Origin of the sequence: Caproiciproducens sp. MSJ-32, assembly GCF_018918055.1 — a bacterium.
Taxonomy (GTDB): domain Bacteria; phylum Bacillota; class Clostridia; order Clostridiales; family Clostridiaceae; genus Clostridium.
Genome location: NZ_JAHLPS010000008.1, coordinates 1 through 15,045 on the forward strand (window position 1 = coordinate 1; position 15,045 = coordinate 15,045).

Genomic DNA, 15,045 nt, shown 5'->3' on the forward strand with positions numbered 1-15,045 from the left:
CCGCCGACTTCCTTCAGATTCCACCTCGCGGTGGACACCCTTGTCTTAGGCTAACGGTTGGCACTATCAACCCCCGTATCGGACTTTCACCGACAAGATTACGCCCATGCCGGGCGCACATAAAAAAAGAAGATTGTTTCCAATCTCCTTTTTATTAGCCTTATATGTAAAATTCTAGATTTAATTCTATAATAATTACAGTATTTTAACTGAAATAATTAGATATGTTCTAAAAAAATATATTACAAAGGCCTTTCCTTAATTTTAAATTATTATTTAACACTATCTCTTTCAATTAATTCATAATCAAGTACAAATTGTGATTGTTCTAATCCTTTTTTATTTAATAATTTTATTAACATTCTCATAGCAACAGATCCCATATCATAACTTGGTTGCTTAATTGTTGTTATTTTAGGATAGAAAAGTTCTGCTATCTCATTGTTATTAAAGCCAACAACACTTACATCTTCAGGAACTCTTTTGCCTCTTTCTCTTAAGGCATTTATTACCCCAACAGCTAATTCATCTGAAGCACATACTACAGCATCATAAGGCTTTTTACTCATTTCAAAATGATCAACAGCATCATAACCTGATTTTACTTTTAATCCCTTTGTAAATATAAGATCTTCATCAAGTTCTAACCCATTATCCTTTAAAGCCTTTTCATAACCACTAAATCTATCTACCCATGCATTTAAGCTTTCTTTCTTAGCTCCAACAAAGGCAATTTTTCTTTTACCTTTATTTATAAGATAGTTTGTAATTTCTTCTGCTGCCTTTATATTATCTATTGTTACACTTGGCAATTTTTCTTCCTTATCCTTTGTTTCTACTAAAACAGTCTTTATATTTAATTCATTAATTAAATCTAGTATCTCTGGTTGTAGAGATGAACTCATATAAATAACTCCATCAACCATTTTTTCTCTAAGTACTCTTAAATATTCTTTTTCTTTCTCATCATCAAAGTCTGAATTACATAATATCACATTATAATCATAAATATTGGATACGTCTTCAGCTCCTCTAACGATTTCAGGATAGAAACCACTGGAAATATCAGGCACAAGTATTCCTATAGTCTTTGTTCTTTGTGTTTTAAGACTTCTTGCTACTATATTAGGTCTATATCCAAGCTTATTTATAGCATCTAATACTTTCTTTTTAGTATCCTCATTTACAACATCTATGTCATTTAAAACTCTAGAAACAGTAGCAATGGAAACACCAGCTTCTTTAGCAACATCTTTTATAGAAGTAGCCATTCTTTCATCACTCCATTTTATTCAATTTCTTTATTACATTTTAAGTATAATTATACTATTTGTAAATAGTTAATACAATATTCTTACTTTTATACAAAAAATTTTATTTATATTTTTCATGGAAAAGGGGCTGTCTAAGACTGCCCCTTTAATAATTAATTGATAACTTCAACAGTCATATTTAAGTTTTCACCATTTACATTAACTTCTTTGTAATCAGCTTCAGCATTTATAATTATCTCTTCTGTTAAAGTTTCTTTTTCTATAAATTCTCTATTTCTATTTATGATATCTATTAACATATCATTATTAGCAACATAAAGTTTTATTTTATCTGCAACTTCAAATCCACTTTCTTTTCTCATATTTTGGATTTTTGAAATTATTTCTCTTAAATGTCCTTCTTCTCTTAATTCAGGAGTAATATTTGTATCAAGAACAACTCCTATAGTACCTTCTCCAGCAAAAGCATAACCTTCTTTACCTTGCATTGTTACCAATAAATTGTCCTTATCTAAAACTATTTCTACATCATTAACTACGATAGTTTCAATTCCTCCATTGTTAATCTTTTGGGCTAATTCCATTTGATTTCTTGAAGATATTTCTTTTCTAATTCCAGGAATTAACTTACCATAAGTCTTTCCTAACACAGGTAAATTAGGTTTTACTTCAAAGTTAACATGCTCTGATAAGTCAGCTCCAAATTCAACTTCTTTAATATTAAGCTCATCTTTTATAATATCCCCATAATATTTAGGAAGAGAATTTGTTGAAATCTGCATTCTAGAAAGTGGCTGTCTATTCTTGATGTTAGCACCATTTCTTGCACTTCTACCAAGTTGGACTATTGTATAAGCTAAATCCATTTCTTTTTCAAGATTTTTATCTATTGCAGTCTCATTTGCCTTTGGCCATGAACATAAATGTACACTTTCAATGGCATCTTTATCTAAATTAACAACTAAATTTTGATAAATTTCTTCAGAGATAAATGGCACAAAAGGAGATGTAACCTTTACTAAAGTAGTTAAAACTCTGTATAAAGTAACATAAGCGCCTATCTTATCATCTGTTAATTCTGATGACCAGAATCTTGCTCTATTTCTTCTTACATACCAGTTAGATAATTCATCCGTAAACTTTTCAATAGCAAGAGCAGCTGGTGTTATTTGATATTCATCTAGGTTCTTTTCAACAGTTTTAATTAATGTATTAAGTTTTGATAGAATCCACTTATCCATAACATTTTCTGATTTGAAATCTTTGTATTCTAATGGATTAAACTTATCTAAATCTGCATATAGAACATAGAATGAATAAACATTCCATAAAGTGCTTAGGAACTTTCTTTGAGCTTCGGCAACATCATCTATTGAGAATCTAGTTGGAAGCCATGGTGCACTTGCAGTGTAGAAATGCCATCTAGTAGCATCTGCTCCTTGAGAAGCTAGCACTTCAAATGGATCTACAACATTTCCCTTTGATTTTGACATCTTTAATCCCTTTTTATCTAATACGTGGCCTAAAACTATACAGTTTTCAAAGGAATTAGTATCAAATAAAGCTGTTGATATAGCTAATAATGTATAGAACCATCCTCTTGTTTGGTCAACTGCTTCTGATATGAATTGGGCTGGGAATCTCTTTTCAAATTCTTCTTTATTTTCAAATGGATAGTGTAATTGTGCAAAAGGCATTGATCCTGAATCAAACCAACAATCTATAACTTCATGAGTTCTAGTCATTTTCTTTCCACACTTAGGACAATCTAAATGAACCTTATCTATATATGGTTTGTGAAGTTCTATATCATCAGGAACATTATTTCCTTTTTCTTTAAGTTCCGCTATACTTCCTATACATTCTCTATGTCCACATTCACATTCCCAGATTGGAAGTGGTGTTCCCCAGTATCTGTCTCTTGAAATACCCCAATCAATAACATTTTCAAGGAACTTACCAAATCTACCTGTTCTTATATTATCTGGATACCAATTTATTTTATTATTATTTCTTAATAAATTATCTCTAAGCTTAGTCATTGCAACAAACCAGCTTTCTTTTGGATAATAAAGAAGTGGTGTGTCACATCTCCAGCAATGAGGATATGAGTGAGTATGCTTTTCAGATTTAAATAATTTATTTTCCTTATCTAAATATTTAACTATATCTTCATCACACTTTTTAACGAATCTTCCAGCCCATGGAGTTACTTCATCTACGAAATTACCACTAGCATCAACCAAGTTTATGAAAGTTATTCCATTTTTCTTAGCAACAAAGCTATCGTCTTCTCCATATGCAGGAGCTATATGAACTATTCCTGTACCATCTGTTAATGTTACATAGTCTCCATGAATAACTTCAAAAGCCTTTCCTTCAACCTTTCCAAATGGAAGTAATCTTTCATATTTAAGACCTAATAACTCAGAACCCTTAAATTCTTTAATTATTTCATACTCTTCTCCTAATACCTTTGGAGCTAATTCTTTAGCTAAGATATATACTTCATCAGAGTCCTTAACTTTAGCTTCTATATAATCATAAGCCTGATTAACACATAAAGCTAGGTTAGAAGGTAATGTCCAAGGAGTTGTTGTCCATGCTAATATATATTTATTATCTTCTCCTTCAACCTTAAATTTAGCTATAGCTGTTAAGTCCTTAACATCCTTGTATCCTTGAGAAACTTCGTGAGAAGAAAGAGCTGTTCCACATCTTGGGCAATATGGCATAACCTTATGTCCCTTATATAAAAGACCTTTTTCCCACATTGTTTTTAAAGCCCACCATTCAGATTCAATATAAGAGTTATGATATGTAACATAAGGATTATCCATATCTACCCAGTAACCAATTTGCTTAGTCATTTTTTCCCACATGCTCACATAAGTAAATACAGATTCTTTACATTCATTAATAAATTTTTCTACTCCATAATTTTCAATTTGTTCTTTTCCTGATATACCTAATTTCTTTTCTATTTCAAGTTCTACAGGAAGACCATGGGTATCCCAACCAGCTTTTCTAGTAACCTTATATCCCTTCATTACTTTATATCTAGGGATAGTATCTTTAATAACTCTTGTTATAATGTGACCAACATGAGGCTTTCCATTTGCAGTTGGAGGACCATCATAGAAAGTAAAATATTCTCCATCTTGATTTGCATTAAGATTCTTTTTTATGATATCTTTTTCTTCCCAAAGCTTTGCAACATCATTTTCCATACCAACAAAGCCTTTTGGTAACTCAACCTTTTTATACATATTTAAGCTCCCTTCTATTAAGATAATAATATTACTATACTTATTTTCATTTGGTTATATTTTTCATTATTAACCATAGAAACTTAATTATTCAGCCTTAAAAACTATAAACTCAACATTTAAGTCATATTGTTAATATATTTGAAATAAAAAAATCTTCGGCCTAAAGGACGAAGAATCGCGTATACCACCCAAGGGATATCAGTTTTTATAAAATAAAAACTTTAGTTTCGAGTACAAATAATACTCTATTCTTTAACGCAGAACAACGTGATAAGCTTAATCGAAAACTCTTTCAGCCTCCAACTCCTAGGTGATTTTCTTTAGCCTTAACTGTGATTTCGCACCAACCAATCACTCTCTTAAAGTATACAGCTAAATACTTTTCCTATTCACAGTCTTTAATTTTATTAAAATCTAAATTTGTATATTATTATAAAACAAAATAATATTAAAGTCCACATTTTAGAAGATTTTTATAAATTTATCTAGTATTATTTTTTATAATTGATAATTATTTAAATTAATTAAATTTTTAAGATTGATATTAACTAATAATTTTTATTAATTACTATTGACTTTTGTTATTAATAATTATATAATTTAATCATAAAAATTTAATTATTAAATTTGTTTTTTATCCCCTTTATTTTCCTTAATAGTTTTAAATCTTAGGAGGAAAACTAAATGGAAAATGAATTAAAAGAACAAGTCCTTGACAAAATAACAAAAGTTTGTATTTGCAAGGCGATACCAAGATCCAAAATTAAAGATGCCATTAAAGCCGGAGCGCACACTGTTAGTGAAGTTTCCAAAGCAACTGGAGCTTGCACAGGTGGATGCAAAGGATACAGATGTATTCCGAAAATAGAAGCTTTAATAGATGAACATCTAAAAAACAGCTAATATAGTTCCCCCAAACTATATTAGCCATATAGATTATATCTCCCCTAAGACCACCTGATTTATTCAGGTGGCTTTTTATTTTTTAAAAAATCCTAAAACTTATTCCACAATTTTTTATATCATTTTCAGGTATTTTAATATCCTTTTTTTCTTTTTTAATATTATCTTTTGCACAAATAACCTCAGTATTAACTTCATCAATAATTGCTTCTATGTATTTTCTTATTCTTCTAGGTGTCGGTAATATAATAGCTTTAAATATCATATCTTTTCTCCTTTCTATATAAGTCTTACTATATTATATTTGTATTACATTTCCTTTATGTAATTTTATTTATAAGTTAATTTAGCCAAAAACTAAAAGGTAACTAGCCGCATTACTAGTTACCTTTTAGTGAAATAACTTCTTATTTATAGGAGTTTGTTTATATGTGTATTATTAAAATTGTGGACTTTTAATAATAAATTAATCCCTTAATTGATATTGATTATCATTGTATTTTAATATTATATGTTTTTATTTTATTTGTCAATAAAATTATTTAATATTTTATTTTTTATTAAATTACTTTTTAATTGAATTTGTAGACTTATTATAATATGGAACTATTTTTATTATGTCCTTTTTTACACAATAATATAAGTCTTTTTCTAAATTAAGGCTTTTTAATATATTATAATGCTTAGCTTCCTTTATAAAATCTATAATATTATTATTGTTTTCGTATATTAATTTTGCCATTTTTGAAATATCTGATAAATTACAGCTGCATTCTTTTGATAATAAACTTATCATATAACCAGAGCATATGTAATCATCCATAGAAAATTCGCCATTAGTACCTGCATTTATAAATACAATATCTTCTTTTTCTTTCTTTAATTCAGCTACAACAGCTTTTGCATTAAGCATCGAAGCAATAAATATTTTTTTCGCATTTTTACTTAAATTTATCGCTCTTGTCCCATTAGTAGTTGTTAAGATAATTGTTTTTTCATTTACTCTTTCTTTTGTATATTCTAATGGAGAATTAGTAAAATCAAAGCCTTCAATTTTAATTGCATTTCTTTCTCCTCCAAGTAAGGCTTCAATCCCAATAGCTTTAAGTTCTTCTTTCTTTTTATAGGCCTCTTCTACCGTTAATATTGGTATAATTTCTTTAGCTCCATTATTTATAGCTGTTGTTATAACCGATGTAGCTCTCAGCATATCTATTATAATAACTATCTTATCCTTTAAATATTCTTCATTAATATAATTTGCTGATATAATAACATCTATATTCATACAAGCCCCCCTTTCATAAATTCACAATCCGCAACTATTTTCTAATTGATAGCATTAATTATGAAAACTGCCTTGTTGTTTCATCAAAAACTGTGTACTATAAACTACTTGAAGTTTTTTCCTTGCCATATATCATTATCTACTAAAGCCTTATCTATTGCATTTAGTACTTCCCATTTTTTTAAACTCCACATAGGTCCTATTAACAACTCTCTTGGAGCATCACCTGTCAGTCTATGAACCACCATATCTTCTGGAATTCTTGCTATTGCCTTGCAAACTAAATCAATATATTCTTCCTGTCCCAGAAGCCTAAATTCCCCTCTTCTATATTGCTCTGCCATTTTTGTTTTTTCCATCAAGTGAAGAAGGTGAAATTTTATTCCTTTTGCCCCTGAATGAGCTATGTAATCTACAGTTTTCATCATATCTTCCTCAGTTTCTCCAGGAAGACCAAATATAGAGTGAACTACAACTTCTATATTTCTAGCCAGCAATCTTTTTAAAGTCTTATCAAAAACTTCAAAGTCATAACCTCTATTAAAGTTTCTTGCAACTTCATCATTAACTGTTTGAAGACCAAGTTCAACTATAAGATAAGTTTTTTCATTTATTTCAGATAATAAATCTAACACATCATCATCAATACAATCTGGTCTTGTTGCTATAGACATAGCTACAACATTCTCTTGATTTAAAGCCTCATAATACTTTTTTCTAAGAACATCAACTGGCGCATATGTATTAGTATAAGCTTGGAAATAAGCAATTAACTTTTGGCTATGCCACTTCTTTTCCATCATATTTCTTCTATCTTCAAATTGGCTTGTTATATCTAACCTTCTACTTCCTGCAAAGTCTCCTGATCCTCTTGCACTACAAAAAGTACACCCTCCTACACTCACTTTTCCATCTCTATTAGGGCATGTAAAGCCCCCATCTAAGGCTATTTTATATACTTTTTCATTAAATTTATTTCTAAGATAATAGTTAAAACTATGATATCTCTTACCATTCCATTCTTTCATATTTTCCTCCATAAAGTAAAAGTACAAGTTATAGTTTGTACATTTTATTTTACTACATATTTAAAATATATTAAAACTTTTGAACAAAGTAAAATTTTCCATTTTCTAGAATAAAAACTCTGTTAAGAATATATATTTGTTAATATACAGGCTTTAGGGGGATGTTAAATGAAAGAAGATTTATCAAGGATTTTTCAAATAGCTTTTGTTTTTATAGGAACAATAGTTGGTGCTGGTTTAGCTTCTGGCCAAGAAATATTAAACTTTTTTACATCTTATGGTTTAGCTAGTTTTATAGGCATTATTTTTTGTGGCTTCTTTTATATACTTATAGGTACAATTGCTTCAAAAATAAGTATTAAGTATAATTTGAATTCTTATGCAGAGCTAATGAATATTGTTAGCCCAAACATATTAGGTAAATTAACTAGTGTTATCACAACTCTTTTTATGTTATCTAGTGCATCAATCATATTAGCAGGAAGTGGGGCTTTACTTAATCAATTTTTTGGCATTCCAAAGTTTATTGGTTCCTTAATAATGATGGCTGTTGCTATTTTCTTTTTATTAAGGGATACAAATGGCTTAATAGAAGTTAATTCCTTTATTGTTCCTATACTTATATTTACTATAACAATAATTACTGTTTTATATTTTTTATTTTGTAAAGATGTTCTTTCCCTTGACTTTATAAATATGTTTGAGCCAAAGAAAACAGGGATAGTTCTATCAACTCTTCTATACTCTGCTTTTAATTCAACTTCTTCCTGTGGAGTAATAGTTCCTTTAAGCAATAAAATTAAAAAGCCTAGAACTATGATTCTAGGTGTAATATTAGGAGCTGTTGGCTTAACTATATTAAGTTTTATAATTAACCTTTTATTAATGATTAATCAACCTTATATATATGAATATGAAATACCTCTATTATTAGTAGCTCAAAGATTTGGAACAGTAATACAAGCTCTACTTCTTACAGTAATATTATTAGAAATGTTCTCCACTGAAATATCTGATGTTTATTCAATAAGCAAAACTTTAAATAGAGTATTTAAAATAAATTTTAAGCAGGCAATTTTTTTGGTAATACTTATTGCCTTTCCTATATCAACTTTAGGATTTTCAAAACTAATAAAAACACTATACCCTATCTTTGGTTCATTATGTCTTATTTTTATTAGTCAAACTATAATTTTTTATATAAAAAATAGAAAAACAATAAATGATTAAACAATAAACAGCATGTAGTTAGTAGTGCAGAGTATAACTCCACACTACTAACTACTAACTACTAACTACTAACTACTAACTAATTAAATTTCATCTTTATATCTAAATTTAGGCACATTTGGATCGTATAAATTATCGAAAGACCTTGGAGGAATAAATATTCTATCTATAGTTTTTTTATCTCCTCTAAGTTCTGCTATTCTTGTTACTCCAACATATATATTAGAAATCTCATACCAGGTAGCATAATCTACAACCCCTGTTCTAGGTAAATTAAAAACTTCTTGAAAAACTCTAACTGCCTCAGCAGTTCTATCTCCAAATACTCCATCTACTTCTACTTTTGGTATTAAAGGATAATTATCAGCAATTCTATTTAACTGTTCTTGTATAGTTCTTACTGGTGGACCTGATGATCCAATAGTTAATTCGAATCCCGGATAGGATTCTGGAATTCCTTCTACCTCTTCAGCCCTAACTAATTCAATATTATTTCCATAGAAAGTTGTTAAAATTTCATATGGAGTCTTACCTTCATCTCCTAAGTATTTACTTCCCCATTGGGTCATCCAACCTGGACATTGTACCTTTTGTCCATCACAATATTGAGCCAATAAAGGCTGCTTACTGTTAAATCTCTTTATATATGTGGCAAAAATATCATTAACAACTCTACTTATACTATCATAGTAGTTCCTACCATAAATAAAAGCATGATCATAAGCAGTTGAATTTGTTATTTGGAAGTTCTTTCCCTTACCTCTATACCATTCAGTATAAATTCTATTTAAGGTAAAAGATATTATTGCATAGACATTTGCCCTTATTGTATTTTCAGGCCAAGTTGAATATATTTCACAGGAAGCTACATTCTTTATATAATCCTTATAACGAACTCTATAATTTGGTGCATTTGCATTATTTGGTCCTCCTGCGTGTACTATTATAAATTCAGGAATAACAGGTTCTGGTAATACAACCCCTGATATAGGTGGTGGAAGTGGTTTTTCTTCTTCTTCTGGAATTTTAGGAGGATAATTACCATCTAATACATTTGGCCCAATATTAATAATTTCTGCTCTTTCAAAAAATCTATTTCTGTTAATATCTATTAGTGGAGAGACTTCTATCATATTGGCAGGTTGTATTGCAGTTTGATCAGGAAATATCTGACATCCATTTATTATTATACTTTCAAAACCCTCTCTATCTATCCTTATATCATACATGCTATAAGGAGTTTGTCCTGTTGGTACTTCAGAATATTCAAGTGGTGGAGCATCAAGTTCCACTTCTTCTGTTTCTCCCATAGAATTTGTTGAAATTACTATATCTTGTCTTTGAGTTCCATCCCCAAAGGATGGTCTTATTCTAATTGTAGCGTTATCTATAGGTATATAACTATCTCCCACAAAGGTCTGAACTTTTAATCTACCCTTTTTACCCTTTTCAGCCATTACTTACTCCTTTTTTTTATTTTTCTTTAATTATTATATTCTTATATATATATTAGGTTCTAATTTTAGTTAATTATCATCTATAGTTTTCTAATACCTAAAGTATTTATAATATTTTCTATTGCTGCATTTAAGCATACCTCTCCATATCCCCAGCTTGGATCAGGATATCTTATGTCTGTTCTTGGTCTAGCTGCAGAAAAAACTAAATAATATTTTAATCTCTCACCATATAAAAACAGATCATTTCCTTTAATTATTCCCCACTCCATCATCAATGCTGCTACTCCAGATACATTAGGAGCTGCCATTGATGTTCCACTCTTAATATCAAAAGACCTATTCGGTGCAAGGGAAGCTATATTTTCTCCTGGCGCAACAAGATCAGGCCTTATCATTTGGAACATAGCTGGTCGTCCTCTCCCGCTAAAAGATGATATATTGTTAGTTATATAATTATAACTGCCTACAGCTATTATATTTTCTACTGTTGCAGGTATTCCTAAAGTATTTAATATAGTTGGTTGTAAGAATCTAGTTCTAGTATTCAATCCTTCTGATATAGGAAGCCAAATATCAAAAACTCCAGTATACTGGTTTAATAAATTAATTCTAAGCCCCCACTGCCCTACTGATAAATATTGAGCATTGGTTGTTATTGCAATTGATATTTCCCCCAATAAGTCAAAAGGCTTAGGACCTGTATAATAAATTTGATATCTATCCCTTCCTATATTTCCTTCACTATAGCCTTCCCTTACTATTATATCCCCACTATTAAGACCTGTAGGAGTAATTATTCTGATACTTAAATTTGCTAAAACAGGCTTATATAAGTTAAATACTATTGCTCTTTCATAATCAGCTACATTTAAGAATATTGTTTGTTGAGGTAAAAGCTCTCCCCCAACATGATGGGCTGCGTCTCCTTCATTACCTGCTGCAATTACAATAGTAACTCTCTCTAATGTTGCTACTGTTGATATATACTGTTCCAAAAGACTTTTCCCATTATGGGCTCCATCATTAGTACTTAGACTTATGTTTACAACAAGAGGCTTGTTAAGTTCTTTAGATTTATCGATAAGAAATTTTAATCCCTTCATAATATTAGTACTTAAGGCATATTGTCCTCTTGTAGACTTAACCATGGCTATTGAACTCCTAGGAGCTACACCATAATATTGTTCACTTATTCTTCCACCAGCACAAGCTATACCTGCTACATGGGTTCCGTGACCAGTTTGGTCAAAGGAAGGTACAACTGAAAATGGATCCTGACTTTGAAGTGCTAAATTTATCTGCTCTCTATTATATACAACTCCACCTAAACTCAAATCATATATATAATCAATCCTAGTTGTTCCATCTTCATTAATAAAACCAGGATGAGTGTAATCTATTCCAGTATCAATAAACCCTATTAAAACTCCTTCTCCATCTAAATCAAATCTATCCCTTGCCTGAGTAACACAGGAAGCCCTATTACTTTGTGCATCAGTTGTAAACAAACTTTTAGGCAGCTCAATATATCTAATTGTTGGTTCATTAGACAAAGCAATTAGATTACTTATCGGTATATTTACTATGCCAAATCCATATCCTAAATCTTCATAGCTTCCTCCTAGTCCAGATACAATTGCCTGCATTTCTGCTTCAGTACTAGATGTTAAAATAATAGCTTCTATTCTATTTCCATCAATCAAACTTGGAGAATAACTAATTCCTAATTTACCTATTATACTCGTTGGAAGATTGTGAAGAAGACCTAATCCCGAACTTAAATTATTTCCCCCAATACTTTCCACTCTATCCTCCACCTTCATCATTATTCATTAATAACAATATATGTAATTCAAAAAAAAAAGTGATAAACAAATTAAAATATAGAATAAAAATAAGGGCTAAGTTTCTCCATATTTTTATATATGAAAAAACTTAGCCTTCAATTATAATATTTTATATTGTGTTTTAACTTATTTATAATTTTATTTCCAGCCTCATAAGTCTAGCAATAATATCTATTTCTTTTTGTTCTACAGTTTCTGTTAATAAACTTCCACCATTGCTTACAAGTAATAATTTTGAATTTCCTAAGGATTTAATTTGTCTTATAGCTCTTTTCCCTTTATATTCTACTAAGAATATTCCATTATTTGATATTTCCTTTGTTAAATAAGCAAAAGCTAAATCCCCTTTTAACATTCTAAATCCAGACATCTCATCATCCTGAATTTCTAGGTAGAAAACCTTGTCCTGTGCAAATCCTTCTATTTTGTTAGAATGTATAGGCATTTCTTTATAACCTTTATTAGTTGAAAGGGCGTAATCATAAATTGGCACATTTCTTAATACTGATGAAAAGGCATTAGTCCATACTTGATCTACTTCATTATTTTTATTTACAGTTCTTTTTGAAATTACTTCTTTAAAATTCTTCTTCTCTTCCTGTAATGCCTCATCAGTAGCAAGCATACTTACATCATTAAAATCAGTATTTAAAATCTTTGATGCTTTTTCTATAAAGCTCTCTTGTGCAACTCTTCTTCCAAGTTCAACTTCATTAATAAACTTTTCTGCAACTCCTAATTTTTTAGCTAATTGCTTTTGACTTAATCCACTTTTTAATCTTGCCTCTTTTATTTTTTCTCCTACTCTACTCACCTTAAGCTCTTCCCTTCTGTTGCTTTAAAAACCATTCTCTTTCTTCTATTAAATGCTCAAGTAAATAACCTAATTTCCAGTCTATAGAATGTTCTGTAACTGTTGCTAAAATTCCACCTTTAATATTTTCTCTGATTTTTCTTATTAATTCTCTTAGTTCCTCATCAAAAAAATTATTAAAGAGTATAAGAGATTCATTATATTCCTTGGAATTTACAGTTTCAAATCTCAATCCCTTTAAAATATCCCTAATAGTCATTTCCATCATTTCTTTTTTTACCTCTATTAGTTTATATCCTTCTTCTACTAAAAAATTTAATTTTTCTAAAGGCATATTATAAACTAATATACATTTTTCATTATCTAACATATAACCCTCCTAAAATTATTCTTCTATTATTTCAGGTTCATCATAATTCTCCCCAAAAGTCTCAACTGTAACTTTAATCATTCTTTGATCATCATATGGCCTATCATTATAATCTCTCTTAGCAGCTACTATTTTATCCGCAACTTCTATTCCTTCAATAACTTTACCAAAAGCAGCATATTGTCCATCTAAATGTGGAGCATCTTCAACCATGATAAAGAATTGGCTTCCAGCTGAATCAGGAAACATTGTTCTTGCCATTGAAAGAACTCCTCTTGTATGTTTTAAATCATTTTTAAAACCATTTCTTGTAAACTCACCTTTTATACTATAACCAGGTCCTCCTATTCCAGTTCCCTCAGGACATCCCCCTTGAATCATAAAACCAGGAATTACTCTATGAAATATTAATCCATCATAAAATCCCTTATTTATCAAAGATATAAAGTTTCTTACTGTATTAGGGGCAATTTCTGGATATAATTCAGCTTTTATTACTCCTCCATCTTCCATATTTATTGTTACTATTGGATTTTTCATAAAAATCTCCTTTCTTACTTTTATTTTTTAATTATAACCAACATTCACCTAATAACAAAATCTCCCTGAATGCATGTGTCATTTGATATTATGTTCATATTTAAATGTAAATACAACTATAAAAATATTTTCTTTTCCAATAAAATTTAATATATTACATATTTAACAATCTATAACTTAAATCAATTATTTCCTTTTTATTAGTAGAATTTATAATTTCTATATTAGCTTCTTTATCTTCATTATTTAATAAATCCATAATTCTTAATCTTCTCTGTATCTCTTTAGCAGTTCCATAACCACCATCAATAATATCTATTTTATCACCAATAATCTTAGAAATAGTCTTTTTTACAAAAGGATAGTGGGTACATCCTAAGACAACCGAGGCTATTTCTTTATTACTAAACTCATTTAATTTATTATGTAAATAATCTTCTACTTCCTTACCTTCAAAATTTCCTTCTTCTATAAATTCTACTAATCCTGGACAAGGTACAGGAATTATATCTGCTTTATCTTTGTATCTTTCCATAAGATTCTTAAACTTCTTTTCTTTTAAAGTCATAGAAGTAGCCATAATTAAGATGCTTCCTTTTTTATTTAATTCAACAGCCGGCTTTAAGGCTGGTTCTATTCCTACTATAGGTATATTAGGATACTCATTTCTTAAAGCTTCTACTGCTGCACTAGTTGCAGTATTGCAAGCTATAACAATTCCCTTAACTCCCTTTTTTAATAAAAAATCAACAGCCTCAAAAGTTAGTCTTCTTACTTCCTCAACAGTTTTTGTTCCATAAGGTGCATTTTTAGAATCTCCAAAATATATATAATCTTCATTAGGCATTAGCTTTAGTGCTTCTTTCATTACACTCAATCCGCCTACTCCTGAATCAAAAAAACCAATAGGCCTCTTTCTATTGTCCAACTACCTCACTCCATTTTACTTAATTCTATAATTTATTTTATACTTTTATCCTTTATAAATCTATAATAATTTAGTCCTTTATTTTTCTATA

Annotated in this window: 13 protein-coding genes and 1 other annotated feature; of the genes, 2 read left to right on the plus strand and 11 right to left on the minus strand. The window is 29.5% G+C overall.

Annotated features, from left to right (window positions below):
• Positions 1 to 272 precede the first annotated feature (272 nt).
• Together KQI16_RS00655 and ileS are read right to left on the minus strand one after the other, a co-directional pair.
• Positions 273 to 1,271: a LacI family DNA-binding transcriptional regulator gene (locus KQI16_RS00655; protein WP_216431508.1), complete on the minus strand. Its 999-nt coding sequence runs from the start codon at positions 1,269 to 1,271 to the stop codon at positions 273 to 275.
• Positions 1,272 to 1,426: 155 nt separating this feature from the next.
• Complete coding sequence (gene ileS, locus KQI16_RS00660; protein WP_216431509.1) at positions 1,427 to 4,543, minus strand: isoleucine--tRNA ligase; 3,117 nt, start codon at positions 4,541 to 4,543, stop codon at positions 1,427 to 1,429.
• Positions 4,544 to 4,706: 163 nt separating this feature from the next.
• Positions 4,707 to 4,948 (minus strand) — a binding site (T-box leader).
• A 282-nt stretch (positions 4,949 to 5,230) separates the two neighbouring features.
• Between ileS and KQI16_RS00665 the strand changes: the two genes are divergently transcribed.
• Entirely contained in the window at positions 5,231 to 5,449 is a 219-nt protein-coding gene (locus KQI16_RS00665; protein ID WP_216431510.1) for a (2Fe-2S)-binding protein, read from the plus strand.
• Positions 5,450 to 5,531: 82 nt separating this feature from the next.
• On the opposite strand, the gene KQI16_RS00670 is transcribed toward KQI16_RS00665, so the two are convergent.
• From KQI16_RS00670 to KQI16_RS00680, 3 genes are all read right to left on the minus strand, one after another.
• The gene (locus tag KQI16_RS00670) at positions 5,532 to 5,714 is read right to left on the minus strand and encodes a hypothetical protein (RefSeq protein ID WP_216431511.1); all 183 of its coding nucleotides are present in this window, start codon (positions 5,712 to 5,714) and stop codon (positions 5,532 to 5,534) included.
• Positions 5,715 to 6,014: 300 nt separating this feature from the next.
• On the minus strand, positions 6,015 to 6,737 hold the full coding sequence (locus KQI16_RS00675; RefSeq protein WP_216431512.1) for a 2-phosphosulfolactate phosphatase: 723 nt from the start codon (positions 6,735 to 6,737) through the stop codon (positions 6,015 to 6,017).
• Between the two features lie 104 nt (positions 6,738 to 6,841).
• Complete coding sequence (locus KQI16_RS00680; protein WP_216431513.1) at positions 6,842 to 7,765, minus strand: TIGR01212 family radical SAM protein; 924 nt, start codon at positions 7,763 to 7,765, stop codon at positions 6,842 to 6,844.
• Between the two features lie 168 nt (positions 7,766 to 7,933).
• Here KQI16_RS00680 and KQI16_RS00685 point away from each other — a divergent pair, with 168 nt between their 5' ends.
• A complete protein-coding gene (locus KQI16_RS00685) occupies positions 7,934 to 8,995 on the plus strand; it encodes a YkvI family membrane protein (protein WP_216431514.1) in 1,062 nt (353 codons plus the stop codon).
• Between the two features lie 83 nt (positions 8,996 to 9,078).
• On the opposite strand, the gene KQI16_RS00690 is transcribed toward KQI16_RS00685, so the two are convergent.
• From KQI16_RS00690 to murI, 6 genes are all read right to left on the minus strand, one after another.
• Positions 9,079 to 10,452, minus strand: coding sequence for a peptidoglycan-binding domain-containing protein (locus KQI16_RS00690; protein WP_216431515.1), 1,374 nt, complete (start codon positions 10,450 to 10,452; stop codon positions 9,079 to 9,081).
• Positions 10,453 to 10,532: 80 nt separating this feature from the next.
• A complete protein-coding gene (locus KQI16_RS00695; RefSeq protein ID WP_330654123.1) occupies positions 10,533 to 12,260 on the minus strand; it encodes a S8 family peptidase in 1,728 nt (575 codons plus the stop codon).
• Between the two features lie 172 nt (positions 12,261 to 12,432).
• The gene (locus tag KQI16_RS00700) at positions 12,433 to 13,116 is read right to left on the minus strand and encodes a helix-turn-helix domain-containing protein (protein ID WP_216431516.1); all 684 of its coding nucleotides are present in this window, start codon (positions 13,114 to 13,116) and stop codon (positions 12,433 to 12,435) included.
• Between the two features lies 1 nt (position 13,117).
• Positions 13,118 to 13,486 (minus strand): DUF3783 domain-containing protein, encoded by a 369-nt coding sequence (locus KQI16_RS00705; RefSeq protein WP_216431517.1) that lies wholly within the window; start codon positions 13,484 to 13,486, stop codon positions 13,118 to 13,120.
• Positions 13,487 to 13,501: 15 nt separating this feature from the next.
• Positions 13,502 to 14,026 (minus strand): peptidylprolyl isomerase, encoded by a 525-nt coding sequence (locus KQI16_RS00710; protein ID WP_216431518.1) that lies wholly within the window; start codon positions 14,024 to 14,026, stop codon positions 13,502 to 13,504.
• Positions 14,027 to 14,180: 154 nt separating this feature from the next.
• A complete protein-coding gene (gene murI, locus KQI16_RS00715; protein ID WP_216431519.1) occupies positions 14,181 to 14,954 on the minus strand; it encodes a glutamate racemase in 774 nt (257 codons plus the stop codon).
• Between the last annotated feature and the right edge of the window lie 91 nt (positions 14,955 to 15,045).

Excerpts from the sequence above, each read along its gene's own strand:
- KQI16_RS00710 (WP_216431518.1), bottom strand. The coding sequence starts at position 14,026 with ATGAAAAATCCAATAGTAACAATAAATATGGAAGATGGAGGAGTAATA.
- KQI16_RS00675 (WP_216431512.1), bottom strand. The coding sequence starts at position 6,737 with ATGAATATAGATGTTATTATATCAGCAAATTATATTAATGAAGAATAT.
- KQI16_RS00685 (WP_216431514.1), top strand. The coding sequence starts at position 7,934 with ATGAAAGAAGATTTATCAAGGATTTTTCAAATAGCTTTTGTTTTTATA.
- ileS (WP_216431509.1), bottom strand. The coding sequence starts at position 4,543 with ATGTATAAAAAGGTTGAGTTACCAAAAGGCTTTGTTGGTATGGAAAAT.
- KQI16_RS00670 (WP_216431511.1), bottom strand. The coding sequence starts at position 5,714 with ATGATATTTAAAGCTATTATATTACCGACACCTAGAAGAATAAGAAAA.
- KQI16_RS00655 (WP_216431508.1), bottom strand. The coding sequence starts at position 1,271 with ATGGCTACTTCTATAAAAGATGTTGCTAAAGAAGCTGGTGTTTCCATT.
- KQI16_RS00690 (WP_216431515.1), bottom strand. The coding sequence starts at position 10,452 with ATGGCTGAAAAGGGTAAAAAGGGTAGATTAAAAGTTCAGACCTTTGTG.
- KQI16_RS00665 (WP_216431510.1), top strand. The coding sequence starts at position 5,231 with ATGGAAAATGAATTAAAAGAACAAGTCCTTGACAAAATAACAAAAGTT.
- KQI16_RS00705 (WP_216431517.1), bottom strand. The coding sequence starts at position 13,486 with ATGTTAGATAATGAAAAATGTATATTAGTTTATAATATGCCTTTAGAA.
- KQI16_RS00680 (WP_216431513.1), bottom strand. The coding sequence starts at position 7,765 with ATGAAAGAATGGAATGGTAAGAGATATCATAGTTTTAACTATTATCTT.